This is a genomic window from Pseudomonas sp. TH32 (assembly GCF_016650855.1).
Classification (GTDB): Bacteria; Pseudomonadota; Gammaproteobacteria; order Pseudomonadales; family Pseudomonadaceae; genus Aquipseudomonas.
This window is the reverse complement of record NZ_JAEKFA010000002.1, coordinates 4400369-4424974: the sequence shown is the minus strand read 5'-3', so window position 1 is coordinate 4424974 and position 24606 is coordinate 4400369. Positions and strand designations below refer to the sequence as shown.

The following is a 24606-nucleotide window of genomic DNA, read 5'->3' as shown; positions in this document are numbered from 1 at the left end:
GGCGAGCATCACCATCGCGTTGCCCACCTTATAAGGGGCCGGGTCGATGGCGCAGGGCTTTTTGCTTTCCTTGGAGCAGAGGTAGTACTCACTGGCGCGCACGCCGGTAGAGAGGATGGTCTGGTCGGCCACGTCCGCGAGTTTATCCAGGCCCAGGCTGCCGTCGGCATTGCGGAACCACCAGGGCAGGAAGCGGCCGTTGGTTTCGATACCGACCACCGGGCTGTTCACATAGGCGGCGTCGTTGTGGTCGATGGCGTTGGCTTCCCAGCCTATATAGGCACCGAGAATCTTCGGGTTGCGCACCACGGTTTCGTGGATCAGGTTGATCAACTGTTCCCGGGAGACCGCCAGTTGCGGGTTGCCGTTGGCGTCTTTCATGCCCATCAGGGCGTTGGCGGTGGCCAGGCCCTTGGCGGTTACCAGCGGCGCTTCCAGTTCCCGCTGGATCAGCGTCGCCTGGGTTTGCGCCAGCGCGGTCAGGCGTTGCTCGATGATCTGTTCGAATTGCCCCTGGGTGCGTTCCTGCACCATCTCCTGGGTACGCGCCCCGGCGAACAAGGCGTACAGCACCAGCACCGCCACCACGCTCAGGACAATGGCCCCGGCCAGTGCCGCGACAGAAAATTGAATCGACTTGAACTTCATGACGGCTCCGGGCGCAGTGGGAGATTGGCTGCTTTTTTATATCGGCCGCGAGCGGGGGAGACATGAGGGGCATACCCTCGAAATGACTGTGCCGGATCGGCGAATGTCGCAAATGGAAAGGTCGTCGGCGGTTTATGAATTTTTTGCGGCAGTGTGGGATGTATCTGAAAATAGGCGGCTACACGTCTGTTGTATCTGGCGCCGATACATTTGGCCGACTACGATACGCGCCATGTTTTCAGGGAGCAGGTTGATGAAAAAGACAGTGGCGGTATGTGCGTTGGGCGCGGCGGTATTGCTCGCCGGTTGCCAGTCGGTCAACACCACCAGCGGCGGTGCCGTGGGTGTTGAGCGCAAGCAGTACATGTTCAGCATGTTGTCGAGCCAGGAAGTCGACCAGATGTATGCGCAGTCCTACCAGCAGACCCTGGGTGAAGCCAGCGGCAAAGGCCTGGTGGACAAGACCAGCGCCAACGCCAAGCGCGTGCAGGCGATTGCCAACCGCCTGATCGCCCAGGCGCCGACGTTCCGGCCGGATGCGGCGCAGTGGAAGTGGGAAGTGAACCTGATCAAAAGTGACGAGATGAACGCCAACTGCGGGCCTGGCGGCAAGATCTTCGTGTACAGCGCGCTGATCGACAATCTCAAGTTGACCGACGATGAACTCGCCGCCGTGATGGGTCATGAAATTGCCCACGCCTTGCGTGAACACGGTCGCGAAGCCATGTCCAAGGCCTACGGTATCGAGATGGCGAAGCAGGGGGCCGGCGCCTTGTTCGGGCTGGGTCAGGACAGCATGGCGTTGGCCGATACCGTGGCCAACTATGGCATGACCTTGCCCAACAGCCGCAGCAATGAAAACGAAGCGGACCTGATCGGCCTGGAGCTGTCGGCGCGTGCCGGTTACAACCCGAACGCGGCGATTACCCTGTGGAACAAAATGGCCAAGGCCTCGGAAGGCTCGCCACCTGAGTTCATGAGCACTCACCCGGCCTCCAGCAGCCGGATCGCCTCTTTGCAGGCGGCGATTCCGAAGGTGATGCCGTTGTATCAACAGGCCAAGAAGTCCTGATTCATAAGGCTGAAATGCAAATCTAAATGTGGGAGCCCGGCTTGTGTGGGAGCCGGGCTTGCCCGCGATGCAGGCACCTCGGTGTGTCAGTTGCACCGAGGTGATGCTATCGCAGGCAAGCCAGCTCCTACACAAGCCCAGCCCCACATGGGGTCGCGTTTAGATCCAGCCACTGCTCTGCATGGCCTTGTACACCGCAACAATGGCCAGGATGAAAAACGCCGTGGCCGCCAATCGACGAATCAGCGTCAGCGGCAATTTATCCGCCGCAAAATTCCCTGCCAGCACCACCGGTACGTTGGCAATCAACATGCCCAGGGTCGTGCCGATAATCACCAGCCACAGTTCCGGGTATTGCGCCGCGAGCATCACGGTAGCGATCTGGGTCTTGTCGCCGATTTCCGCGAGGAAGAATGCGATCAGCGTGGTCAGGAACGGCCCGAACTTGCGGGAGGTGCTGGCTTCGTCATCGTCGAGTTTGTCGGGTACCAGGGTCCACAGCGCCGTGGCGCAGAAGCTCGCCGCGAGGATCCAGTGCAGCACCGCGTCCGAGAAGAAACTCCCGAACCAGGCCCCCACGGCACCGGCGGCCGCATGGTTGGCCAGGGTCGCGGCGACGATGCCGGCGATGATCGGCCAGGGTTTGCGAAAGCGTGCAGCAAGAATGAGCGCGAGCAGTTGCGTCTTGTCGCCAATTTCGGCCAAGGCAACGATTGCGGTAGGGACGAGCAGAGAATCCAGCATCAGGTAAGTTCCAGGGGCGGGTCGACACGGCTATGACACGTACAGCCTTCCCGCCCCGGGTAAGGTGTTCGTGTCATAGGTCTTGTCAAACCCCGGTCCGTCTGTGCGGACTCCTGGGTCGCATACGCCATGGCCTGTTGACCAAGTATGTTGACGTATGCCGGACGAGCGTGGCGCTCGTGGGAGACTACTCCCCTAGGACGGAGCGGATTCTGCCTAGGCAAAATCCATTCGGCAAGCCTTCTTTTGGAAAAAAAGTTCAGCCGCGCTTGGCACGGTAAATGCGAAAACCCTGGCCTTCTGCCTTGATTGCGCACACGCCCAGATGCTCTTCGATCAGCGGTTGGTACTTCAGGAAGCTATTCGCGACCAGGCGAAGTTCGCCGCCTTTTGCCAGATGTTTGGCTGCTTTTCGCAGCAAATTCTCGGTGGCGAAATAATCGGTGTGCACCCCGACATGAAACGGCGGGTTGCTCAGAATCGTGTTCAGATTCATCGGTGCTGCGTCGATGCCATCACCGGTCAGCACCTCGGCTTCCAGGCCATTGGCCGCCAATGTCAGGCGACTGCTGGCAGCGGCAAAGGCATCCACGTCGAGCATCGTGACCGTGTTATGCGGATAGCGACGTTTGACCGCCGCCCCGAGCACGCCCGCCCCGCAACCGAAATCCAGCAAATGACCACTCGGCAACTTGTCCAGATGCTCCAGCAGCAGCGCCGTACCGCGATCCAGCCGACCGTGACTGAACACGCCCGGCAGGCTCACGACTTTTAGCGGCCCTTCAGCCAGCGGCACCTCGAACACCTGCGCCAGGCTTTCCAGCGCTACCGGTTCGGGGGCGTTGGCCACCGTGACCAGCCACAACTGACAGTGCCGCGCGTTATCGAGCTTGCGTGGTTTGCCGAACGGGTTCAGTTGTTTGGCGGCGCTTTCGATGCCGCCTTTCTTTTCCCCCACCAGGTACAGCTCTTTGCCGGGCAAGCGCGCCGCCACGGCATTGAGCAGGTAGTCGGTGAGGTCCTTGGACTTGGGCAGGAACACCACCGCCGTCTCGAACGAACGCTCGGGCACGTTCACGCCGAACTGGCTGCGCTCGGCAAAGCGTGCGTCCAGTGCCGCCTGATCGCCGGCGTGCCAGCTCCAGCCATGGGCATTGGGCAGGCGGCCCAGCAGGTCATCGGCGGGCAAGCCCACCAGCAGCACGTCGCCCTGAAAAAGTTCGGCCTGACGAAGCAGTACTTCACTGCGCGGATCCATGGTCTGCTCCTTGAAAAGGGGCGCAGTTTATCAACTGACGACGCGCAGCGGGGCGCCGCTGAAAAAGCCCTCGGCGTTTTCGATCAATTGGCCGACGATCCGCTGCCGGGCTTCGCGGCTGCCCCACGCATTGTGCGGCGTGACGATCAGTCGAGGGATGTCGCCGGCCAGCAGCGGGTTGCCGTTGACCGGGGGCTCCACGCTCAATACATCGGTCGCTGCGCCGCCCAGGTGTCCGCTGCGCAAGGCATCGGCCAGTGCCTGTTCGTTGATCAAACCACCGCGGGCCGTGTTGACGATAAACGCGCCGGGCTTGAGCAGCGCCAGTTCGCGGGCACCGATAAAGTCGCGGGTGTGCTCGTTGAGCGGGCAGTGCAGGGTCAGTGCGTCGACTTGCGCCAGCAACTCGTCCAGCGGCACGCGATCAGCCCGGGCAGGGCGTCCCGGGATCGCGCCGAGGATCACCCGCATGCCAAAGGCTTCAGCCAGGCGCGCCACGGCACCGCCCAATTCGCCATGGCCCAGCAGGCCCAGGGTCTTGCCTTCCAGTTCCACGATTGGATAGTCCAGCAGGCAGAACTGCTTGGCTTGCTGCCAGAGCCCAGCGTTTACATCCCGCTGATAGTCGTTCAGGCGTGTCGCCAGGTTGAGCAGCAGCATGATCGTGTGCTGCGCCACCGACGGCGTGCCGTAACCCTGGCAATTGCTCACGGTCACGCCGTGGGCGCGGGCGGCGTCGAGGTCGACGTTGTTGGTGCCGGTGGCGGTCACCAGGATCAGCTTCAGGTCGGGGCAGGCCGCCAGGGTCTCGGCGTTCAGCGCGATCTTGTTGCTGATGGCCACCTGCGCGCCTTGCAGGCGCTCTACAACGTTCTGCGGGGTGGTCTGCTCGTACAGGCTCAGTTCGCTGAAGATGGCCCGCAACCCGTTGAGGTCCAGGTCCCCGAGGTCCAGGGAAGGGTGATCAAGGAAGACGGCGCGGCGATTGTTCGTCATCAACTGTACCTTTTGCGGCGGGATGTGAAGGCGTAATCTGCCGAGCCTATCAGATGAAATAATCAGTTACTTCCTGGAGTGTGCATGTACCTCACCGAGTTCTTGACCGTGGCACTGATTCACCTGTTGGCGGTGGCCAGCCCTGGCCCGGATTTCGCCGTGGTGGTACGTGAAAGCGTGACCCATGGCCGGCGCGCCGGCACCTGGACGGCGCTGGGCGTCGGTTCGGCGATTTTCCTGCACGTGGGGTATTCGCTGTTGGGCATCGGCTTGATCGTGTCCCAGTCCATCGTGCTGTTCAACGCGCTGAAATGGGCGGCGGCGGCCTACCTGCTGTACATCGGCTTCAAGGCCCTGCGCGCCCAGCCGGCCAAGCCTGCCAGTGAAGAAGACCTGCACCTTGAGGTGGGCGAGCGCACCGCGCGCGGCGCGTTCACGTCGGGGTTTGTCACCAACGGCTTGAACCCCAAGGCCACGCTGTTCTTCCTGTCGCTGTTCACCGTGGTGATCAATCCCCACACGCCGCTGGCGATCCAGGCCGGTTACGGCGTGTACCTGGCCGTGGCCACCGCGATCTGGTTTTGCCTGGTGGCGATGCTGTTCAGCCAGCAACGCGTACGCGCCGGTTTTGCGCGGATGGGGCATTGGTTTGATCGGACGATGGGCGCGGTGCTGATTGCCATCGGTGTGAAGCTGGCGTTTACCAGCATGAAATAAGCCGGATGCTGGCGCAAAGCTAGCATTCATTGGGCTCTGCAAATCATTCCTTTGGCTGATTTGGCTGAAACATAAGCGCTCTACAGTGCAGATGTTTCAGCCAAGACCGTGCAGTCAGATAAGGGATTCGTATGTTGCAGACTCGTGTTATCCCGCCCGCCGAAGGCGCCTACCAATACCCGCTGTTGATCAAACGCCTGTTGATGTCCGGGACGCGCTACGAGAAGACCCGGGAAATCGTCTACCGCGACCAGTTGCGTTACACCTATCCAACCCTGATCGAGCGCGTCGCCCGCCTGGCCAATGTGTTGACCGAAGCCGGGGTCAAGGCCGGTGACACCGTGGCCGTGATGGACTGGGACAGCCATCGTTACCTGGAATGCATGTTCGCCATCCCGATGATCGGTGCGGTGATCCACACCATCAATGTGCGCCTGTCGCCGGAACAGATTCTCTACACCATGAACCACGCCGAGGACCGCTTTGTGCTGGTCAACAGCGAGTTTGTGGGGCTCTACCAGGCCATCGCCGGCCACCTCACCACCGTCAAAAAAACCCTGCTGCTCACCGACGGCGCAGAAAAAACCGCCGAGCTGCCCCACCTAGTGGGTGAGTACGAAACGCTGCTGGCGGCGGCAAGCCCCCGGTACGACTTCCAGGATTTCGACGAAAATTCCGTCGCCACCACCTTCTACACCACCGGCACCACGGGCAATCCCAAAGGCGTGTATTTCACCCACCGCCAACTGGTGCTGCACACCATGGGCGTGGCAACCATCATGGGCAGCGTCGACAGCGTGCGCCTGCTGGGCACCAACGATGTCTACATGCCGATCACCCCGATGTTCCATGTGCACGCCTGGGGCCTGCCGTATGTGGCGACCATGCTCGGCCTGAAGCAGGTCTACCCCGGCCGCTACGACCCCGAATACCTGGTGGAGCTGTGGCGCAAGGAGAAGGTCACGTTCTCCCATTGCGTGCCGACGATCCTGCAAATGGTGCTCAACGCCAAGGCCGGGCAGGGCGTGGATTTTGGCGGTTGGAAAATCGTGATCGGCGGCAGCGCCCTCAACCGTTCGTTGTACGAAGCTTCCAAGGCCCGCGGGATTCAACTGACGGCGGCGTACGGCATGTCCGAGACCGGGCCGCTGGTGTCCTGCGCCCACCTCAATGAAGAATTGATGGCCGGCACCGAAGACGAGCGCACCACCTACCGCATCAAGGCCGGCGTGCCCGGGCCGCTGGTGGAGGCGGCGATCATCGACGGTGACGGCAACTTCCTGCCCGCCGACGGTGAATCCCAGGGCGAGCTGGTACTGCGCGCGCCGTGGCTCAGCGAAGGCTATTTCAACGAGCCGCAGAAGGGCGCCGAACTCTGGGCCGGCGGCTGGATGCACACCGGCGACGTGGCGACCCTCGACGCGTTTGGCGTGATCGATATTCGTGACCGCATCAAGGACGTGATCAAGACCGGCGGCGAGTGGATCTCCTCCCTGGCGCTGGAAGACCTGGTCAGCCGCCACCCGGCGGTACGCGAAGTAGCGGTGGTGGGGATTGCCGACCCGCAGTGGGGCGAGCGCCCGTTTGCGTTGCTGGTGGTGCGTGATGGCCATGTGATAGGGGCCAAGGAGCTCAAGGAACATCTCAAACCGTTTGTGGAGTTGGGCCACTTGAGCAAGTGGGCGATTCCAAGCCAGATTGCCGTTGTTACGGAAATTCCCAAGACCAGCGTCGGCAAGCTCGACAAAAAACGTATCCGTGTCGACATCATCGAATGGCAGGCCAACAACAGCACCTTCCTTTCCACCCTCTGACGCTGCTTGCCGTGCCCTCGCGGGCACGGCAGCGCTCTAGTCCAAGCCTTCACTTGTGATTTGCCGATTTTCAGCCATCCTTGCCTCGCTGGTCTTCGCCAGCATGGCGAAAGGACTGTGGCAGACGGGTTGGTGATGCAAATCACACTTTAGAGGGATCAAGCGGTACCCCCTGCTGGCTATAGTCCATCCCAGAGTTTTTCAAGGTGCGGTGCTGTGAGCCCGGCGGGTTCATGTGTTCGCCCGGCATTGGAATCGTTGTATTCCGGCCGTTACAAGCCCTTAGAAACGACTCACTGCCATAACAATAATGCACATGGAGTAGCGTCGATGATCTCAGCACACCAGTTCTGGCGCCGGGCAAAACTGCCTTTGGCCGTCAGCCTCGCCTCTACGCTCGCCGGGCCTGCATTCGGCGTCAGTTTCAACATCGGTGAAATCGAAGGCAGCTTTGACTCGTCCCTGTCGGTCGGGGCCAGTTGGTCGACGGCGGGTCGCAACAAAGACCTGATTGGCGCCAACAATGGTGGCAGGGGGTTGTCGCAAACCTCTGATGACGGTCACCTGAACTTCGACAAGGGTGATTCCTTCTCGAAGATCTTCAAGGGTATCCATGACCTCGAGTTGAAATACGGCGACACCGGCGTGTTTGTCCGGGGCAAGTACTGGTATGACTTCAAGCTCAAAGACGACGACCTCGACTTCAAGAACATCAGCGACAAGGGTCGCCCGATGGGCGCCAGGTCCTCGGGTGGGCAGATTCTCGATGCGTTTGTCTACCACAACTACTCGGTTGCCGATGAGCCAGGCTCCGTGCGGTTTGGTAAACAGGTCATCAGTTGGGGGGAGAGTACGTTCATCGGTGGTGGTATCAACGCCATCAACCCGATTGACGTGGCCGCGTTCCGTCGTCCAGGCGCCGAGATCAAGGAAGGCCTGATTCCGGTCAACATGTTCTATGTGTCGCAGACCCTGACCGATAACCTGTCGGCAGAAGGCTTCTACCAGTTGGACTGGGACAAGACCGTCACCGATAACTGCGGGACGTTTTTCTCCCAGCCGGACATTATTACCGGTGGCTGTAACGACAATCTGCGGGTGCTGAACAGCTCTCGCACCCTGCCGGCAGCGCTGGTTCCTGCGCTGTCTCGCTATGGTGTGGATGTGAACAGTGAGGGTGTTCTGGTTCGTCGCGGCCCTGATCGTGACGCGAGAGATGGCGGCCAGTTCGGCGTGGCGTTCCACTACAACTATGAGCCGCTCGACACCGAGTTCGGCGCCTACGCCATTAACTATCACAGCCGGGCGCCGATCTTCAGCGCCCACGGTGCTCCGCAATCTGCTTACACCGGGGCGACGCCGGGGTTGCCGGCGCAACTGCGTCCATTGATTGTTGCGGGTAACTCCAATTACTTCGTCGAATACCCGGAAGATATACGTCTCTACGGCTTGAGCTTCTCCACCACCCTGCCTACGGGAACTGCCTGGAGCGGTGAGGTCAGCTACCGTCCCAATGCGCCGGTGCAGCTGAACTCCACTGACATTCTGTATGCCGGTGTTCGCCCTATTGGCGCCCCGGTGCTCAAAGATGCCTCGTTGTTGACCGGAGTGCCCGGCCAGGACTTGCATGGCTACCGCCGCAAGGAGATCACTCAACTCCAAACCACGTTCACCCACTTCTTTGACCAAGTGATGGGCGCCAGCCGCCTGACGCTGGTGGGCGAAGTCGGCATGACCTATGTCGGTGGTTTGGAGAGCAAGTCCAAAGTTCGCTACGGACGTGATCCGGTGTTTGGCCCAGGTACCCTGCCTAACGGCGCATGCCCTGCGCTCAACAACTCCACTGCCCAGGGCGCTGGCCTGCCTAACGCCAACGGCCTGAATACCAACTGCAACAACGACGGCTTTACCACTGCGACTTCCTGGGGCTACCGCGGCCGGGCGATCTGGGAATACCCGGACGTCTTTGCCGGTGTAAACCTCAAGCCTAACGTCGCCTGGTCCCATGACGTCAAAGGTTATTCACCTGGCCCTGGCGGCAACTTCGAGGAAGGCCGCAAGGCGGTCAGCCTCGGACTGGATGCTGAATACCAGAACACCTACACCGCGAGCCTGAACTACACCAACTTCTTCGGTGGCGACTTCAGCACCGTGGACGACCGCGACTTTGTCGCCCTCAGCGTCGGCGTGAACTTCTAAGCACACTCTCTTTAAGCAGTATGTTTTAAGGAAGAACCAGAACATGAAAATAACTAAAAATCTGTTGCAGGTGGGTGTGCTGGGGCTGTCGATCATGGCGAGCAGCGTCATGGCGGCAGTCTCGGCGGATGAAGCCGCCAAGCTGGGTACGACCCTGACGCCGATGGGCGCTGAAATGGCCGGCAACGCGGCCGGCACCATCCCTAAATGGTCGCCATTGCCCACCAACGCCGGCGCGGTGGATGCCCGTGGCTTCCTGGCCAACCCGTACGCCAGCGAGCAACCGCAATTCATCATCACCGCGCAGAACGTCGAGCAGTACAAGGACAAGCTGGCGCCGGGGCAGTACGCGATGTTCAAGCGCTACCCGGACACCTTCAAGATGCCGGTCTACCCGACCCATCGCGGCGCTACCGTGCCGGCTGATGTGTTTGCGGCCATCAAGAAAAACGCCACCAACACCAACCTGGTGTCCGGCGGCAACGGCCTGGAAAACTTCGAAACCGCCGTACCGTTCCCGATTCCGAAAAGCGGCGTGGAAGTCATCTGGAACCACATCACCCGCTATCGCGGCGGCAGCGTGACCCGCCTGGTGACCCAGGCCACGCCGCAAACCAACGGTTCGTTCAGCCTGGTGTACTTCCGCGACCAGTTCGTGTTCCGCGACAAGATGAAGGACTACGACCCGAAAAACCCGGGCAACATCCTGTTCTACTTCAAGCAGCAAGTGACCGCGCCGGCACGTCTGGCCGGGGGTGTGCTGCTGGTGCACGAAACCCTCGACCAGGTGAAAGAACCACGTTCGGCGTGGGTCTACAACGCCGGCCAGCGCCGTGTGCGCCGGGCGCCGCAAGTGTCGTATGACGGCCCGGGTACCGCCGCCGACGGCCTGCGTACCTCCGACAACCTCGACATGTTCAACGGCGCGCCGGATCGCTACGACTGGAAACTGGAAGGCAAGAAGGAGCTGTACATCGCCGAAAACAGCTACAAGCTCGACGATCCGAAGCTCAAGTATGTCGACATCATCAAGGCCGGCCACATCAACCAGGACCTGGCTCGCTACGAGCTGCGTCGTGTGTGGCATGTGGTCGCAACCCTGAAGGAAGGCCAGCGCCACATCTACGCCAAGCGTGACTTCTTCATCGACGAGGACACCTGGCAAGCCGCGGTCATCGACCACTACGACGGTCGTGGCCAACTGTGGCGCGTGGCTGAAGCCCATGCCGAGAACTACTACGACAAACAAGTGCCGTGGTATGCCCTCGAAACCCTCTACGACCTGCAGTCCGGCCGCTACCTGGCCCTGGGCATGAAGAACGAAGAGAAACAGGCCTATGACTTCGGCTTTACCGCCACCACCAGCGACTTCACCCCGGCGGCCCTGCGTCAGGATGGTGTTCGCTAACTTGCTGTAAACGAGGCCGCATCCTCGAAAAACGCCCCGACTGGTTCGGGGCTTTTTTTTGCGCGACCACTGTGGCGAGGGAGCTTGCTCCCGCTGGGCTGCGTAGCAGCCCCAAAAACGGGAGCGCTGCGCACTCCAGCGGGAGCAAGCTCCCTCGCCACAGAGTGTCGGTCGTTCCAGAAGAAGTCCGGATATTTTTTGTTGTAGTCTTTTTCAGACAATTGTTGCAAAGATCTACAAAGCTGCCGCTTTTACCGCTAGTCTGCGGACATCTGCAATGCCGACAACAGCCTTCTACAAGAGCCCGGCGATGACTGATCTGTCCCGAATTCAAGGGCCTGCCAGCGCGGTGATTCCGACCCTGGAAGGTCGCTTCTATCGACCCCCACTGCCTGATGGCTACGTGTTGCGACCGCGCCTGTGCGAACGGCTGAGTGAAGGGCTGGCCGGGCGTCTGTTGCTGGTCAGCGCGCCGGCCGGGTTCGGCAAGAGTTCGCTGGCGGTAGAGTTCTGCCAGAGCCTGCCGGCCCACTGGCAAAGCTTGTGGCTGGGCCTCAGCCCGCGGGACAACGACCCGGGACGTTTCCTTGAGCGCCTGCTCGACGGCTTGCAGCAATACTTTCCGCAGTTGGGCGCCCAGTCCCTGGGCTTGCTGAAAATGCGCCAGCGTCATCAACCTTTCGCCTTTGAAGAGTGGCTCGACGGCCTGCTGGATGAGCTGACGGTGCACCTTTCCACCCAGGCGCCGCTGTTGCTGGTGCTGGACGACTACCATCTGGCCCAGGGCCCGGTACTCGACCGCTGCCTGCAATTCTTCCTCAATCATCTGCCCGACGGCCTGCTTGTGCTGGTCACCAGCCGTCAGCGTCCCGACTGGCACCTGGCGCGCCTGCGCCTGTCCCGGCATTTGCTGGAACTGCACGAGCAGGACCTGCGCTTGACCCACGCCGAATCCCTGGCCTTGCTGGACCGCCACAGCAGTTCATTGCGCGGCGAAGCCCTGGACAACCTGATCCGGCGCAGTGAAGGCTGGGTGGCCGGCCTGCGTTTCTGGCTGCTGGCGGCTTCCGAGGCCGGCAGCGAAGGCGCGCTACCCCAAGGCTTGCACGGCGGGGAAGGGCTGATCCGCGACTACCTGCTCGAAGAAGTCATCGACTGCCTGCCCTCGGAGGTCCAGGCATTTCTCTACGACACCGCGTCCCAAGAGCGCTTTTGCAGCGAGCTGTGTGACGCGGTGCGCGAGGCCCACGACAGCACGGAAATCCTGCGCTACCTGCAAGCCCACCAGGTGTTCCTGGTGCCGCTGGACGAGCAGGGCCACTGGTACCGTTATCACCATCTGTTTTCCGACCTGCTGCGCACCCGGCGCGCGAGCAATGCCGTGTTGCCGGCAGCCAGCCTGCACCTGCGGGCCTGCCGCTGGTTCAATGCCCAGGGCTTGATCGACGAGGCAGTGGAGCAGGCGCTGCGTGCGGGCCACCTGGATGTGGCGGCAAACCTGGTGCAGAACCTGTCCGAAGAGCAACTGCTGGCGGAGCAAAACGTCGGCATGCTGCTGCGCTGGAAAATGGATTTGCCGGACAGTCTGTTGATGAGCACGCCACGCCTGATCGTGCTCTACAGCTGGGCGTTGGGCCTGGCCTGCCAGCTGGACGCGGCGCAGGAACTGGCCAGCCATCTCAGCCGCTTTCTGCCGGCGCCGTCGGCCACCGCGCAAAAGTCGATGTTGGCCCAGTGGCTGGCCCTCAGTGGAATCATTGCCCGGGGCCGTGGCGACCGCGAGCTGACCCAGTTGTATTGCAGCGAGGCCCTGGAAAGCCTGCCGCACAAACGCTATGGCCAGCGGCTGATGTGCCTGTCGACCCTGTCCAACCTGGCCATTGTCGACGCCGACCTGTGGCGCGCCCGTGGCCTGAACCGCGAATCCCTGGAACTGGCGCAGCGCGTCGGCAATCCGTTGTTCGAGGCGTTGGCCCATTACGACCGCGCGCGGGTGTTGCAGGCCCGCGGCGAGATCCTGCGGTCCCTGGATGAAGTGCGCCAGGGCCTGCAACGCTTGCAAGGCCTGGCGCCGCAACGGCTGTACGCGGTGCGCGCCCGACTGGCGTTGTATGAAGGCTACCTGTTGCTGATGCGCTGCCAGCCCGAAGCCGGGCTGGCTCGCCTGCGTGCCGGATTGGCCGAGGCACGGGCTTGTCGGGACATCAGCGTATTGATCGGCCATTGCGTGATTGCCAGCTTCGAAGGCCGCCGTGGCGATTTCCCCATGGCCTTTGCCGAGCTGGCCGAGGCTGAGCGCTTGATGCACATCTGGGACGTGCCGCCGATTTTCTATCTGGCGATGATCACCCTGGTCAAATGCGAGCTGTGGCTGGCCCAGGGGCGTACCGACCTGGCCGACGCCTGGCTGACCCGGCTGGGGCAAACCTACAACGGTGAACAGGCCGCCGCTGCGCCGGAGTTTCACCCGCACCTGCCGCAACATATCGAACTGCAACAGGCGGCGCTCGACGCCATCCGTCATCAGCCGACGGCTTCACTGCAACGGCTCGACGAACTGGCAAGCCAGGCCCATAACAGCGGCCGGCAGATGATCAGCCTGATGGCATTGACCCAGCAGGCGCTGTTATTGCTGGACGGCGGACAGGAGGCGCAGGCCCGCCCGGTGTTTGCCCGTGCGCTTGAGGCGGCTGCCGGTGGTGCGATGCAACCCTTCCAGCGCGTGCTGGAGCGCTATCCCGACTGGTCGCGGGAGCAGCTTGCCCGGGATTCCCATGGCCTGCTGAACCAGACCTTGCTGGCCCTCTTGCCGGAGGTCGCGGTGGTTGAAACCCCGCACACCCTTGAGACCCTGAGCACCCGCGAGCTGGCGGTACTGCACTTGATTGCCCAAGGCTGTTCGAACCAGGAGATCAGCAATCAGTTGTTCATCTCCCTGCACACCGTGAAAACCCATGCGAGCCATATCAACAGCAAGCTGGGGGTGGAGCGGCGAACTCAGGCAGTGGCGCGCGCCCAGGAGATGGGGTTGTTGGGGTAGCAACCTGGATCAATGGGATCGAAAGCCCCAGACGATTTCCACCACGCGGGCTGCCACCAGCACATAGACCAGGATAAGCAGCAGTTGCAGCACCAAGTGATAACGCAGCTTGGCGAGCCTGCGGATGCCATCGCTCACATTCAGTACCATCAGCAAGGTTGAAACCACGATCAACCCCCACCCGGCCACGCTGGAGGCCAGAATGCCGAGGAACAGCTCATGTTTCCCGGCCAGTGCATTGGTACCCGCCGCAAACAGCAGCGCGCATACCAGCAGGTTCTTCACATTGTCGAAGACCTGGGTGCTGAAGTCGTTCTCCAGCAGTTGCAGGTACCACTTCCAGAATGTGCGCATGGCTCAATCCCTTGGATCAATATTTACTGCGCTGCGGGGCATTCACTCGGTGATCTGTCGGCGACCTGGCTGAGCAACGCGGCGAACCGTTTGACGTTGTTTTGCTGCGCGATCACCAGATCATCAATGGTCGGACCGGAAGGCGACTGCACCACCGTGCGGCATGTCAGCGGCGTGCGCTCATCTGTGCCGGTCTGGCGCAGCCGCCATTTGACGTCGAGCAGGGCGTATTGCCCGGGAATCGAGTCAAAGCGCTGCACTTCAATGCGCACCGCGAGGTTTTTGCGGTGACTGGCGAGTTGATCCACCAGCGCGCTGCGCAACTCATCCACCAGGCTGGCGGCCCACCATTGCGTCTCAAGGATGGCCACGCCGCTGTCGCCCTCGCGGATGACAATCTGCGGCCGGTCGACCTGTGGCGGGACGGTGATGCTTTCAATGCGGATCTCACCCCCGGCGGCCAGTGACGCATTGCTGCGGTGCACCGGCGTCAGGGTGTGAAATTGAATCGGCTCACTGCGGCACGCCGCAAGCAGCAGCAACCCGGTGATCAGCGTGATCTTCAGCGGCAAAGCCATGGTGGTTGCTCCTGTGGTCATTTGCGCGGCGGCCCTTGCAGGTCCGAGGGCGCGGCGTTGTCGGGGCGACCGCGAATCAGCGATTCGGGATGGCGTGCCAGGTAGTCCGAGAGTTCTCGCAGGGAGCGCGACATGCGGCTCAGTTCATCCAGGGTCTGGGTCAACTGCTCCCGTTGCGGCGAATCCTCGGCCAGGGTCGAACTGGCGGACTGCAAGGTTTTACTCACGTCGGCCAGGGTGTTCTGCACGCCCGGCAGTGTCTTGGCATTGAACTGGCCGAGACCTTTGCGCAGTTCCACCAGGCTGCCGTCGAGGTTGCCGGCAATCCGCTCGATGGGCAGTTGGTTGATCTTGTTGACGATGCCTTCGAGTTTTTCCTGCAGTTGCTCCAGGTTGCCGGGGATGGTCGGGATGCTGACGGGGCGCTGGTTCGGGTCAAACACGACTTTGTCGGCCTTGGGGAAGAAGTCCAGGGCGATGTACAACTGGCCGGTGAGCAGGTTGCCGCTGCGGGCCTGGGCGCGCAGGCCGTGTTCGATGAAGCTGCCCATCAGGCGCACGCCGCCCGCTTCATCATTCGGGTCATGCTTCAAGACTGTGAGCATTTTGGTGTTGGCTTCGCCGAGACGCTGCGGGTAAATCACGATGCCGACGTTGACCGGGAAGCTGCGTTTTTTCTCGTCGAAATCCAGGTTGATCGATACCACTTTGCCGAACTCGATGCCCAGGAACTCCACCGGCGCACCCACCGTGAGCCCGCGCAAGGCCTGATCGAACCGCAGGTTCAGGTATTGCGCCTTGCCATTGGGCGGGGCCAGCGCGGTTTGCTGGTCGGCGAACAGTTCATAGGAGTGCTCCTCACTGGCCGGCTTGTCGTTGGGGCTGTACGGCGGGGCCAGGAAGGCGATGCCGCCCACCAGCATGGACGACAGGGATTCGGTTTTCAGCGCGAACCCGTTGGCGCCGACACTCACATCAATCCCGCTGGCGTTCCAGAATCGGGTGTTCTCGGTGACGTAGGCGTCATTCGGCGCATGCACGAACACGTCGATGTTCACGCCTTTGCCGTCTGCGTCCAGGGCATAGGCCACCACCTGGCCGACGGGGATTTTGCGGTAATAGACCGGGGAGCCGATGTCCAGTGAACCCAAATCCTGGGTGTGCAAGGTGAAGCGCTTGCCGGGCTCGCCATAGGTAATCGGCGGCGGGTTTTCCAGGCCTTTGAACTGGTTGGCGCGGGTATCGGACTGGCCGATGTCGGCGCCGATGTAATCCCCGGAAAGCAGCGTATCAATGCCGGAAACACCCCCGGCGCCGATACGCGGGCGGACCACCCAGAATTGCGAGTCTTCACGGGTGAAGCTTTCGGCCTGCTTGGACAGCTTGATCGTGGCGTTGACGCTTTTCTGGTCGTCGCTCAGCTCCACGTCGGTCACTTGGCCGATCACCACGTTGCGGTATTTGACGTCGGTCTTGTTGGCGGTCAGGCCGCTGCCGGTCTTGAAGGTAATGGTAATGCTCGGCCCCTGCTGAAGGATGCTGTGCACCACCAGCGAAATGCCCACCAGCACCGCGACAATCGGCACGATCCACACCAGCGAGACGCTGAAGCGCCGCGTCCTGATCGCGGGTTGGCCCGCAGGCTGCGGTTTGTCAGGGGGTTGCGACGCCATCCGGCCTCTCCTCGTTGTGTGGGGTTTCCCAGATCAGGCGTGGGTCAAAACTCATTGCCGACAGCATGGTAAATACGACCACCAGGCCAAAGAATAAAATCCCCAGGCGCGGCTCGATGGTGCCCAGGGCCTGGAACCTCACCAGGGCGGCCACCAGCGCCACCACGATCACATCCAGCATTGACCAATAGCCGATCACCTCGACAAAGCGAAACAGCTTCGAGCGCTCCTTGCGCGCCCACTGGTTATTGCGTTGCACGGTGACCAGCAGCAGGGTCAGCGCCACGAACTTGATGCCCGGCACCGCGATGCTGGCGATGAAAATGATCAGGGCAATGTCCCACGCGCCGTGCTGCCAGAACTCCAGCACACCACTCATGATGGTGCTGTCGGCGCCGGAGCCGAGCATCGAGGTGTTCATCACGGGCAGTAAATTAGCGGGAACGTAAAACGCCAGGGCCGTCAGCATGTAGGCCCAGGTGCGGGTCAGCGAATGGGTCTTGCGTCGATGCAAGGGCGCACCGCAACGCTCGCATTCGTCGGGGTTGGCGCTGACGTCGCAGGCCTGGCCGCAGCTGTGGCACAGGCACAGGTTCAGCTCGCTGGCGGTCGGTGGCCGGCTCATACAATGTCCCACAGGTCGCGAATATCACGCCCGGCAATGCGGATCAGCAACAGACTGAGGGCGGCCAGGGCAAACAGTCCGGTGCCGGGCAATACATCCAGCATGCCCGCCAGCTTGAATACCGCCACCATGGCGCCGAGCAGGCAGACCTCCAGCATGCTCCAGGGGCGCAGGGCTTCAAGCCAGCGCATGCATACCTTGAACGCCGGCGAGCGGCGGCCCTTCATCGCAAAGCTCAACACCCACATCAACAGCAGCAACTGGAACACCGGCGCGATGATGATGGAAATCGCCGCCACCAGGGCGATGAAGGTAATCGGGCCCTGGGCCAGCGCCACCACCGAATCCCATAACGTGGCGCTGCTTTTCAGGCCTTGCAGGCTGATGCTCATCACGGGGTAGAAGTTAGCGAAAATCCACAACACGGCGGCGGTCAGGGTCAGGGCCAGGCGCTGTTCCACCGACAGCCCGTTATAGCGCTGGAGCACGCCTGCGCAGCGGGTGCAGAGGGTCTTTTGATGTTTGGCGAGCGTGACTTTTTCGTACACGCAATCGCAGTGTTCACAGATGATCAACGGGCTGAGGGTCGCCATGAGTCCCACTCCAAGCGCTCTGGGTTGCGCGTTGTATGACGGGCGCCAGAATAGCTTAGCAGTTGGCAGGTTTGATACTCGTGCGCTTTCGGATCGGGCGCTTCGTCGAACATACTGTGCGCCAGAATGCAGTACAAAAGAGTGTGCCTTTGAATTTGCAGGAATACCCATGAATATTCAGTCCCCCGCGCTGATCCGCGAAACCTTCCCGGTCGGCCCGTTGCAGTGCAATTGCACGATCATCGGCGACCCGGTCACCAAAAAAGCCATCGTCGTCGACCCGGGTGGCAACCATGAGTTGATCCTGGCGCGGCTCGATGCGCTGGGCCTGAAAGTGGTCAGCATCATTCACACCCACGCCCATCTCGACCATTTCCTGGCCTCCGGGCAATTGAAGGAAAAGACCGGTGCCACCTTGCACCTGCACAAGGAAGACCAGTTTCTGTGGGACAACCTGGAAATGCAGTGCCAGATGTTCCGCGTGCCGTACACACCGGTGCCGTCGCCGGATCGCTGGCTGGAGGATGAGGAAGAGTTGGCCTGCGGCTGTGGCGTGGCGTTGCACACACCTGGACACACACCTGGTTCGATGAGTTTCTGGTTCGCCGATGCGAAGTTGCTGATTGCCGGCGACACCCTGTTTCGACGTGGTGTAGGGCGTACGGATTTGTGGGGCGGTGATCAGGCGACCATCGTGCGCTCGATCAAGCAACGGCTCTACACCCTGGATGAGGCGGCTGTGGTGGTGACCGGGCACGGGCCGGACACGCGCCTGGGGGATGAAATGCGTGAGAATCCGTTTGTGAGGGCGTAAAGCAAACGCCGGTATTTTTCCGGATACCAAGTGGCGACTATCAGACGAACCTTATAGAGAAAATGACAATTACCGTTCAGGTAGTCTCTGCTAGGGTTTCACTGTGCACACCGTTGGCCGGGCATGGAATTTTTACCGTTTGTCGTGTTCCAAGCTCGGCACAGGTCCATTGCCAATGTCCTCTGCATCACAGAATGCAAAAGTAGGAGCTTCCTTCATGTTCACTTCTCGTCGTCTGCTTGTTGTCGCTACTGCCGTAGCCCTGTTGTCCGGCTGCGCTTCACCTAATCCTTATGACGGCAGCCAGGCACAGGGTGGTGGCTCTTCCGGTGTGAGCAATACCGCCAAGTACGGCGGCCTGGGTGCCCTGGCCGGTGCGTTGGCAGGTGCGGCCATCGACCACAACAACCGCGGCAAAGGTGCGCTGATCGGTGCTGCCGTCGCCGGTCTCGGTGGTGCTGGGTATGGCTACTACGCCGACCAGCAGGAAAAGAAACTGCGCGAAAGCATGGCCAATACCGGGGTTGAGGTGCAGCGCCAGGGCGATCAGATCAAGCTGATCATGCCGGGTAACATCACCTTCGCCACCAACTCCGACGCGATCTCCAGCAGCTTCTACACGCCGCTGAACAACCTGGCGAACTCCCTCAAGCAGTTCAACCAGAACACCATCCAGATTGTCGGCTACACCGACAGCACCGGTACCCGCCAGCTCAACATGGACCTGTCCCAGCGTCGTGCGCAAAGCGTGGCTAACTACCTGACATCCCAAGGCGTGAGCCCGACCAACCTGAGTGCTCGCGGTGCCGGCCCGGACAACCCGATCGCCAGCAACGCCGACGTCAACGGTCGTGCCCAGAACCGTCGTGTAGAGGTCAACCTTGGCCCGATCCCTGGCCAGCAATACGGCCAGCCAGGCGCTCAGCAACAACAGGCGCCGCAACAGAACAATCAGTTCCAGGGCAACCCGTACTCGCAATACCAGTAACGGGCAGGCAATAAAAAGGGCGCCGTGCAGTAGTGCACGGCGCCCTTTTTTGTGGCTGTTGACGGGATCAGTCGATGTATTCGAACACCTTCACAATCTTCTGTACGCCCGATACGCCTTGTACCAGGTTGGCAGCGCGGGTGGCTTCTGCCTGGGTCAGCAGGCCCATCATGTAGACGATGCCGTTGTCGGTGACGATCTTGATCCGTGAGCCGGGGATCGCGCTGTCGGTCAGCATCTGGGTCTTGATCTTGGTGGTCAGCAGGGCGTCGTTGCTGATTGCCAGCAGCGTGATCGGCTCCATTACCTGCAATTCGTTGTGGACCTTCTTGACCCGTTGAACGGTGGAAGCGGCTTGTTCAGCCTGGGCCTTCAGGTCGGCGCGCGGGGTTTGCCCGGTGAGCAGTACCACACCGTTGAAGCTGACGACCACGATGCGCGAGGCGCCGTTGCCCAGGTCTGGAGCGGCCTTGGAAACGTTGACGGAAACCTTGGTTTCAATCAGCGAGTCGTCGATTTTGCTGCCGAAAGTACGGGTGCCTTTATCGTCCTGGATAGGCGTGTCACGGCTCGCTTCGATTACCGAGCTGCAGCCGCTGATGCCTAGGCACAGCGTGATTGCCAATAGGCTAAGGCGTTTAACGGTCATTCTTCACTCCCGAACAGTTGGCTGTCGATCAGATCGCACAGGCAGTGGATCGCCAGCAGGTGGACTTCCTGAATACGTGCGGTGACATTGGCCGGGACGCGAATTTCCACGTCTTCGGGCAACAGCAACGAGGCCATGCCGCCGCCGTCGCGCCCGGTCAATGCTACGACAATCATTTCACGATCATGTGCGGCCTGGATCGCTTGAATAATGTTCGCCGAATTACCGCTGGTGGAGATCGCCAGCAGTACGTCGCCCGGCTGGCCAAGGGCGCGAATCTGTTTGGAGAAGATTTCGTTGTAGCTGTAGTCGTTGGCGATCGAGGTGATCGTCGAGGTGTCGGTGGTCAGGGCGATGGCCGGCAGGCTCGGGCGCTCGCGCTCGAAGCGGTTGAGCAGCTCGGAGGAGAAATGCTGGGCATCACCGGCCGAACCGCCGTTGCCGCACGAAAGCATTTTGCCTTCGTTGAGCAAGGCGTTGACCATGACCTGACTGGCTTGCTCGATGTGCGGTGCAAGTACGTCCATCGCCTGTTGCTTGGTATCGATACTGGCCTGGAAAAGCTGGCGAATTCGGGATTGCATGTCCATCTGTGTGACCTTAAGTAGCGCGGCTGTTTGGCACAGGAATGTGCAGCCCGCAAAGCAAAGAGCAAAAGTGTGCGGTGTAGATGTCCGGCGAATCAGCTGTCAAAGGCATCTTGCAGCCAGTTCAGATCGGCTGTTCCCTGGGGAGTGCTTTCTATGGCAACCACATCGAAACGGCAGGGGTGATCGGCCCAGCGACGCTCCTTGAGCAGGAAAAACTGCGCGGCGAGTATCAGCTTCTGGCGCTTGCGCCCGTCGATACTGGCGAGCGCGCCACCCCATTGTGCGTGTTTTCTGTAGCGGACTTCGACAAATACTACTGTATCGCCGTCAAGCATGACCAGATCAAGCTCGCCGCGCTTGCACAACCAGTTCTGCGCCAGGAGGCGCAGACCCTGTTGTTGCAGGTACTCGAGAGCTTGAAGTTCGGCGTCCTTGCCGCTTTGCGCGCTTGACCGCTCGGGCATCAGCGCGGGGTATCAGGCAGGCGCTGGATATCGCCACCGACGAACTTCGCCCATGGCATCTGGCGGTCAACACGCTGGTTGGGGCTGATGCCCAGGCTGCCGGACAGGCCGTCAACGCGGGTGTCCGGCAGTGCCTTGAGTTGCCCCAGGCGCGGCGCCAGGCGGTAGGCGTCAACACCCATCGCGTACAGGCGGCCCAGGCTGCCGTTGGCCTGTGGCCATTGGGCAGCGACCTGGTTGCGCAGCGGGTCGGTGGTGTTCAGGAGCCAAGGGGTTTCGCAGAACATCACGTTGGTCATGTCCAGGTACTGGTTCTTGTCGCCACTGGCGCTGAACACGTGCGACGTCGCATACACCGGCACGTCACCGGCGTACTGGAAGTTCAGGGTCGGCTTGATCTGTTGGGCCAGTTGCGGGGTCACGGCCAGGAAGATGAACTCGATGTCCTGGCGGCGCGACGGCTGGGCCGAAACGTCCGAACCTACCGTGCTTTGCAGGCTCTTGGCGCGGCCTTCGCTTTTGCGCAATTGGAACAGGTCAGCGATCTGCTGAGCCAGGGCTACCGGCTGGTCAACGTATTCAACGCCTACCACGGTGCCGCCATTGGCTTCCCAATCCTGACGGAAAGCTTTGTAGACACGCTCGCCCCATTCGCCTCTCGGGACCATGGCGGCGGCGCGGTGCAGGCCGTCGGCACGGGCGCGACGGGACACTTCACGGGCTTCGTCTTCAGCGGCCAGGCCGAACTGGAACAGTTGTGCCGGGCTCTGGTCGGCTTCGCTGTAGTTCAGGGCCAGGGTGGTAATAGGCAATTGCGGACGTGCGCTGAGTTGTTTGACCAGCGGTTTTTCCAGCGGGCCGACCACCAGTTGCACGCCGGCGGCCTGGGCCTTGGCGTAGAACTCGTCGATGGAGGTGAGGCGCGAGCTGTCATAGAACTCGATCACTGGCGGCTTCTGCCCGGCTTGTTCGGCCTGGTAGTGCGCAGCCATGAAACCTTCGCGCAACGCTTTGGCGACGCCGGCCAGCGGGCCTTCCTGCGGCAGCAGCAGGGCGATCTTGTTCAGTGGCTGGCTGGCCAGTTGCTTGAGCTTGGTCAGCGGCTGCGGCAATTGCGAGGCCGCCGGGTGACCAGGGTTCTGGGCACGCCAGGTGTCGATGGCTGCCTGTTGTTGCTCCAGGGTGCCGGCGCTCTTGACCGCCTGGGCCAGGCTGATCCAGCCGTCCAGCGTCGGGTTGCCGCTGGCTTGCAGTTGTTCGGCAGGCAGGGCGGCAATCAATGCCCAGATGGCTTCGTGGTTGCTGTTGTAAGCGTCACCACTGAGCAACGGCGCCATGGCGACGCGCTCGCGCGCGGCGGCCAGGGTCTGGCCGTCGGCCTCATAAGCGCGGGCATGCACGGTGCCGGTACGGATCTGCTGTTCAGGCGGCAGCTCCTTCAGGCTTTGCAGGCTCGGGTGGTTCAACGCCGTCAACGCGGCCTTGGGCTGGTTGCGGGTCATCGCCAGTTCGGCCGACAGGGTGCTGGCAAATACCTGCGCCGCCGGTTTCAGGACGTCCAGTGGGACTTGGGCAAGAATCTGCGCCGAGCGTGCCGGATTGTTTTGGTGGAACGCCAGGTCAGCCGCACTCAAGCGCAACAGCGCGGCTTTTTCCGGAGTCTTGGCCGAAGTCGCCTGTTCGAGCAGTTGCTCGATGCTGGCATCCGGGGTCCGGGGGAGGTCGCCAAGGCTGGACGAGGGCGAGCTGGCGCAAGCCGCCAACAGGGCAGCGAGGCAGAGGGCAGAGAACAGCCGCAGGCAAGCGATCATGTAAGTGTTCCTGATACCGATCAAATTAGCGTGGAATTGTACCCAAGCACTGGCCGGGGCGCGATGTTACTGGCGTGAAACCGTCTATTTAGGTCGTGTAAATGTTGCAAGACCCAATGGATGGCTGAAATGGAGCCTGCCCGGAGGGCATATTTTCAAGGCGTCTACGCGCTACAATGTGGATTTTGCCAATCATCGAGGTGTGCGCTTTGACTGCTCCAGGTCCTTTGAATTCCACTGCAGGCTCGCTTTTTGTCGTGGCGACGCCCATTGGCAACCTGGACGACATCAGTGCGCGGGCGCTGAAAGTGTTGCGCGACGTAAAATTGATCGCCGCCGAAGACACCCGGCATTCCCAACGGTTAATGCAGCATTTTGGTATTCCAACGCCCCTGGCCGCGTGCCACGAACATAACGAGCGCGAAGAGGGCAGTCGTTTTATCACCCGCTTGCTGGCAGGCGATGATGTGGCCTTGATCTCGGATGCCGGTACGCCGCTAATTTCCGATCCCGGTTATCACCTGGTTCGCCAGGCGCGGGCTGCTGGTATCAATGTAGTGCCTGTTCCGGGAGCGTGCGCGCTGATTGCTGCATTGTCGGCGGCCGGCTTGCCATCGGACCGTTTTATCTTTGAAGGTTTCCTGCCGGCCAAGGCGGTGGGGCGCCGGGCGCGCCTTGAACTGGTGAAAGAAGAGCCGCGCACGCTGATTTTCTACGAAGCCCCGCACCGTATCCTTGAGTGCCTGCAAGACATGGAGCTGGTGTTCGGTGGCGATCGCCTTGCGCTGCTGGCGCGGGAAATCACCAAGACCTTCGAAACCCTCAAGGGCCTGCCGCTGGAAGAGCTGCGTGCGTTCGTCGAAGGTGACAGCAATCAGCAGCGCGGCGAGTGCGTGGTGCTGGTAGCGGGCTGGGCGGCGCCGGAAAGTGAAGACGCCGTGGGCAGCGAGGCGATGCGCATTCTTGATCTGCTGCTCAAGGAAATGCCATTGAAGCGTGCGGCCGCCCTGGCGGCGGAAATTACTGGCGTGCGCAAGAACGTGCTGTATCAAGTCGCGCTGGATAAACAAAAGGGCGAATAGTTCCAGGCTTTAACCTGCACTCCGTCTGAACATGATGGCATTAGTGTCTTTTAATACTTGTTCTAACGCCGCCGTGCCGTTAACCTGCGCGGCGGAGAGTCGATTGGACAGTCGCTGCCTTCTATGAAAATTAGAGGGGGGAGGAAAGTCCGGGCTCCATAGGGCGAAGTGCCAGGTAATGCCTGGGAGGCGTGAGCCTACGGAAAGTGCCACAGAAAATAACCGCCTAAGTACTTCGGTACCGGTAAGGGTGAAAAGGTGCGGTAAGAGCGCACCGCACGACTGGCAACAGTTCGTGGCTAGGTAAACCCCACTTGGAGCAAGACCAAATAGGGTCCCAAGGCGTGGCCCGCGCTGGGACCGGGTAGGTTGCTAAAGATGTCCAGTGATGGCCATCGTAGACGAATGACTGTTCAAGACAGAACCCGGCTTACAGATCGACTCTCCACCTTTTTTCCTTCTGTCCGAATCTCGGGCAGGAACCTGATA

21 protein-coding genes, 1 other RNA gene and 1 riboswitch are annotated in these 24606 nt (G+C 61.2%); of the genes, 10 read left to right on the top strand and 12 right to left on the bottom strand.

Translation table 11 applies throughout. The features are described 5' to 3' along the window. Positions 1 to 901: 901 nt before the first annotated feature. On the top strand, positions 902 to 1720 hold the full coding sequence (locus JFV30_RS23885; protein WP_201125354.1) for a M48 family metallopeptidase: 819 nt from the start codon (positions 902 to 904) through the stop codon (positions 1718 to 1720). 159 nt (positions 1721 to 1879) lie between these two features. Here JFV30_RS23885 and JFV30_RS23880 read toward each other — a convergent pair whose 3' ends face one another. The 3 genes from JFV30_RS23880 to JFV30_RS23870 all read right to left on the bottom strand — a co-directional run bounded on the left by JFV30_RS23880 (position 1880) and on the right by JFV30_RS23870 (position 4718). Continuing rightward, complete coding sequence (locus JFV30_RS23880; protein WP_003216166.1) at positions 1880 to 2464, bottom strand: TMEM165/GDT1 family protein; 585 nt, start codon at positions 2462 to 2464, stop codon at positions 1880 to 1882. Positions 2465 to 2551: 87 nt separating this feature from the next. Further along, positions 2552 to 2673, bottom strand: a riboswitch (yybP-ykoY riboswitch). A gap of 50 nt (positions 2674 to 2723) precedes the next feature. Further along, positions 2724 to 3722: a class I SAM-dependent methyltransferase gene (locus tag JFV30_RS23875; RefSeq protein ID WP_010170534.1), complete on the bottom strand. Its 999-nt coding sequence runs from the start codon at positions 3720 to 3722 to the stop codon at positions 2724 to 2726. 30 nt (positions 3723 to 3752) lie between these two features. After that, a complete protein-coding gene (locus tag JFV30_RS23870; RefSeq protein ID WP_201125353.1) occupies positions 3753 to 4718 on the bottom strand; it encodes a 2-hydroxyacid dehydrogenase in 966 nt (321 codons plus the stop codon). 84 nt (positions 4719 to 4802) lie between these two features. On the opposite strand from JFV30_RS23870, the gene JFV30_RS23865 reads away from it, so the two are divergent. The 5 genes from JFV30_RS23865 to JFV30_RS23845 all read left to right on the top strand — a co-directional run bounded on the left by JFV30_RS23865 (position 4803) and on the right by JFV30_RS23845 (position 13896). After that, on the top strand, positions 4803 to 5435 hold the full coding sequence (locus tag JFV30_RS23865; protein WP_010170532.1) for a LysE family translocator: 633 nt from the start codon (positions 4803 to 4805) through the stop codon (positions 5433 to 5435). A 131-nt stretch (positions 5436 to 5566) separates the two neighbouring features. Further along, complete coding sequence (locus tag JFV30_RS23860; RefSeq protein WP_010170531.1) at positions 5567 to 7249, top strand: fatty acid--CoA ligase; 1683 nt, start codon at positions 5567 to 5569, stop codon at positions 7247 to 7249. Positions 7250 to 7579: 330 nt separating this feature from the next. Further along, the gene (locus tag JFV30_RS23855; protein ID WP_201125352.1) at positions 7580 to 9448 is read left to right on the top strand and encodes a DUF1302 domain-containing protein; all 1869 of its coding nucleotides are present in this window, start codon (positions 7580 to 7582) and stop codon (positions 9446 to 9448) included. A gap of 43 nt (positions 9449 to 9491) precedes the next feature. Continuing rightward, on the top strand, positions 9492 to 10856 hold the full coding sequence (locus JFV30_RS23850) for a DUF1329 domain-containing protein (protein ID WP_169386294.1): 1365 nt from the start codon (positions 9492 to 9494) through the stop codon (positions 10854 to 10856). A 310-nt stretch (positions 10857 to 11166) separates the two neighbouring features. Further along, a complete protein-coding gene (locus JFV30_RS23845; RefSeq protein ID WP_201125351.1) occupies positions 11167 to 13896 on the top strand; it encodes a LuxR C-terminal-related transcriptional regulator in 2730 nt (909 codons plus the stop codon). Between the two features lie 9 nt (positions 13897 to 13905). Here JFV30_RS23845 and JFV30_RS23840 read toward each other — a convergent pair whose 3' ends face one another. The 5 genes from JFV30_RS23840 to JFV30_RS23820 are packed head-to-tail and all read right to left on the bottom strand — an operon-like array spanning position 13906 to position 17719. Further along, positions 13906 to 14250 (bottom strand): hypothetical protein, encoded by a 345-nt coding sequence (locus tag JFV30_RS23840; protein WP_201125350.1) that lies wholly within the window; start codon positions 14248 to 14250, stop codon positions 13906 to 13908. 23 nt (positions 14251 to 14273) lie between these two features. Beyond that, positions 14274 to 14828 (bottom strand): PqiC family protein, encoded by a 555-nt coding sequence (locus JFV30_RS23835; RefSeq protein ID WP_169386292.1) that lies wholly within the window; start codon positions 14826 to 14828, stop codon positions 14274 to 14276. A 17-nt stretch (positions 14829 to 14845) separates the two neighbouring features. Then, a complete protein-coding gene (locus JFV30_RS23830) occupies positions 14846 to 16501 on the bottom strand; it encodes a PqiB family protein (protein ID WP_201125349.1) in 1656 nt (551 codons plus the stop codon). Further along, positions 16482 to 17126 (bottom strand): paraquat-inducible protein A, encoded by a 645-nt coding sequence (locus JFV30_RS23825; RefSeq protein ID WP_201125348.1) that lies wholly within the window; start codon positions 17124 to 17126, stop codon positions 16482 to 16484. The genes JFV30_RS23830 and JFV30_RS23825 overlap by 20 nt, the downstream gene beginning before the upstream one ends. Continuing rightward, positions 17123 to 17719, bottom strand: a complete 597-nt coding sequence (locus JFV30_RS23820; protein ID WP_010170513.1) for a paraquat-inducible protein A — start codon at positions 17717 to 17719, stop codon at positions 17123 to 17125. Before JFV30_RS23820 ends, JFV30_RS23825 begins: the two co-directional genes overlap by 4 nt. 169 nt (positions 17720 to 17888) lie before the next feature. On the opposite strand from JFV30_RS23820, the gene JFV30_RS23815 reads away from it, so the two are divergent. Both JFV30_RS23815 and JFV30_RS23810 read left to right on the top strand, forming a co-directional pair. Beyond that, positions 17889 to 18533, top strand: a complete 645-nt coding sequence (locus tag JFV30_RS23815) for an MBL fold metallo-hydrolase (RefSeq protein WP_003216184.1) — start codon at positions 17889 to 17891, stop codon at positions 18531 to 18533. 217 nt (positions 18534 to 18750) lie between these two features. Beyond that, on the top strand, positions 18751 to 19521 hold the full coding sequence (locus JFV30_RS23810; RefSeq protein ID WP_029615883.1) for an OmpA family protein: 771 nt from the start codon (positions 18751 to 18753) through the stop codon (positions 19519 to 19521). Positions 19522 to 19588: 67 nt separating this feature from the next. On the opposite strand, the gene JFV30_RS23805 is transcribed toward JFV30_RS23810, so the two are convergent. The 4 genes from JFV30_RS23805 to JFV30_RS23790 all read right to left on the bottom strand — a co-directional run bounded on the left by JFV30_RS23805 (position 19589) and on the right by JFV30_RS23790 (position 23035). Next, positions 19589 to 20170, bottom strand: a complete 582-nt coding sequence (locus tag JFV30_RS23805) for a BON domain-containing protein (protein ID WP_010170507.1) — start codon at positions 20168 to 20170, stop codon at positions 19589 to 19591. Beyond that, the gene (locus tag JFV30_RS23800; protein WP_003216190.1) at positions 20167 to 20760 is read right to left on the bottom strand and encodes a phosphoheptose isomerase; all 594 of its coding nucleotides are present in this window, start codon (positions 20758 to 20760) and stop codon (positions 20167 to 20169) included. The genes JFV30_RS23805 and JFV30_RS23800 overlap by 4 nt, the downstream gene beginning before the upstream one ends. A gap of 92 nt (positions 20761 to 20852) precedes the next feature. Next, positions 20853 to 21224, bottom strand: coding sequence for a YraN family protein (locus tag JFV30_RS23795; RefSeq protein ID WP_010170499.1), 372 nt, complete (start codon positions 21222 to 21224; stop codon positions 20853 to 20855). Further along, entirely contained in the window at positions 21224 to 23035 is a 1812-nt protein-coding gene (locus JFV30_RS23790) for a penicillin-binding protein activator (RefSeq protein ID WP_201125347.1), read from the bottom strand. Before JFV30_RS23790 ends, JFV30_RS23795 begins: the two co-directional genes overlap by 1 nt. A gap of 176 nt (positions 23036 to 23211) precedes the next feature. On the opposite strand from JFV30_RS23790, the gene rsmI reads away from it, so the two are divergent. Beyond that, on the top strand, positions 23212 to 24117 hold the full coding sequence (gene rsmI, locus JFV30_RS23785) for a 16S rRNA (cytidine(1402)-2'-O)-methyltransferase (protein WP_201125346.1): 906 nt from the start codon (positions 23212 to 23214) through the stop codon (positions 24115 to 24117). Positions 24118 to 24212: 95 nt separating this feature from the next. Continuing rightward, positions 24213 to 24566: RNase P RNA component class A (gene rnpB / locus JFV30_RS23780), an RNA gene on the top strand. Positions 24567 to 24606 lie beyond the last annotated feature (40 nt).

What these genes read in the sequence shown, in the direction of transcription:
- JFV30_RS23805 (WP_010170507.1), bottom strand. Translation starts at nt 20,170, where the DNA reads ATGACCGTTAAACGCCTTAGCCTATTGGCAATCACGCTGTGCCTAGGC.
- JFV30_RS23815 (WP_003216184.1), top strand. Translation starts at nt 17,889, where the DNA reads ATGAATATTCAGTCCCCCGCGCTGATCCGCGAAACCTTCCCGGTCGGC.
- JFV30_RS23820 (WP_010170513.1), bottom strand. Translation starts at nt 17,719, where the DNA reads ATGGCGACCCTCAGCCCGTTGATCATCTGTGAACACTGCGATTGCGTG.
- rsmI (WP_201125346.1), top strand. Translation starts at nt 23,212, where the DNA reads ATGTGGATTTTGCCAATCATCGAGGTGTGCGCTTTGACTGCTCCAGGT.
- JFV30_RS23880 (WP_003216166.1), bottom strand. Translation starts at nt 2,464, where the DNA reads ATGCTGGATTCTCTGCTCGTCCCTACCGCAATCGTTGCCTTGGCCGAA.
- JFV30_RS23885 (WP_201125354.1), top strand. Translation starts at nt 902, where the DNA reads ATGAAAAAGACAGTGGCGGTATGTGCGTTGGGCGCGGCGGTATTGCTC.
- JFV30_RS23860 (WP_010170531.1), top strand. Translation starts at nt 5,567, where the DNA reads ATGTTGCAGACTCGTGTTATCCCGCCCGCCGAAGGCGCCTACCAATAC.
- JFV30_RS23790 (WP_201125347.1), bottom strand. Translation starts at nt 23,035, where the DNA reads ATGATCGCTTGCCTGCGGCTGTTCTCTGCCCTCTGCCTCGCTGCCCTG.
- JFV30_RS23810 (WP_029615883.1), top strand. Translation starts at nt 18,751, where the DNA reads ATGTTCACTTCTCGTCGTCTGCTTGTTGTCGCTACTGCCGTAGCCCTG.
- JFV30_RS23825 (WP_201125348.1), bottom strand. Translation starts at nt 17,126, where the DNA reads ATGAGCCGGCCACCGACCGCCAGCGAGCTGAACCTGTGCCTGTGCCAC.
- JFV30_RS23835 (WP_169386292.1), bottom strand. Translation starts at nt 14,828, where the DNA reads ATGGCTTTGCCGCTGAAGATCACGCTGATCACCGGGTTGCTGCTGCTT.
- JFV30_RS23875 (WP_010170534.1), bottom strand. Translation starts at nt 3,722, where the DNA reads ATGGATCCGCGCAGTGAAGTACTGCTTCGTCAGGCCGAACTTTTTCAG.
- JFV30_RS23830 (WP_201125349.1), bottom strand. Translation starts at nt 16,501, where the DNA reads ATGGCGTCGCAACCCCCTGACAAACCGCAGCCTGCGGGCCAACCCGCG.
- JFV30_RS23865 (WP_010170532.1), top strand. Translation starts at nt 4,803, where the DNA reads ATGTACCTCACCGAGTTCTTGACCGTGGCACTGATTCACCTGTTGGCG.
- JFV30_RS23800 (WP_003216190.1), bottom strand. Translation starts at nt 20,760, where the DNA reads ATGGACATGCAATCCCGAATTCGCCAGCTTTTCCAGGCCAGTATCGAT.
- JFV30_RS23845 (WP_201125351.1), top strand. Translation starts at nt 11,167, where the DNA reads ATGACTGATCTGTCCCGAATTCAAGGGCCTGCCAGCGCGGTGATTCCG.
- JFV30_RS23870 (WP_201125353.1), bottom strand. Translation starts at nt 4,718, where the DNA reads ATGACGAACAATCGCCGCGCCGTCTTCCTTGATCACCCTTCCCTGGAC.
- JFV30_RS23850 (WP_169386294.1), top strand. Translation starts at nt 9,492, where the DNA reads ATGAAAATAACTAAAAATCTGTTGCAGGTGGGTGTGCTGGGGCTGTCG.
- JFV30_RS23855 (WP_201125352.1), top strand. Translation starts at nt 7,580, where the DNA reads ATGATCTCAGCACACCAGTTCTGGCGCCGGGCAAAACTGCCTTTGGCC.
- JFV30_RS23840 (WP_201125350.1), bottom strand. Translation starts at nt 14,250, where the DNA reads ATGCGCACATTCTGGAAGTGGTACCTGCAACTGCTGGAGAACGACTTC.
- JFV30_RS23795 (WP_010170499.1), bottom strand. Translation starts at nt 21,224, where the DNA reads ATGCCCGAGCGGTCAAGCGCGCAAAGCGGCAAGGACGCCGAACTTCAA.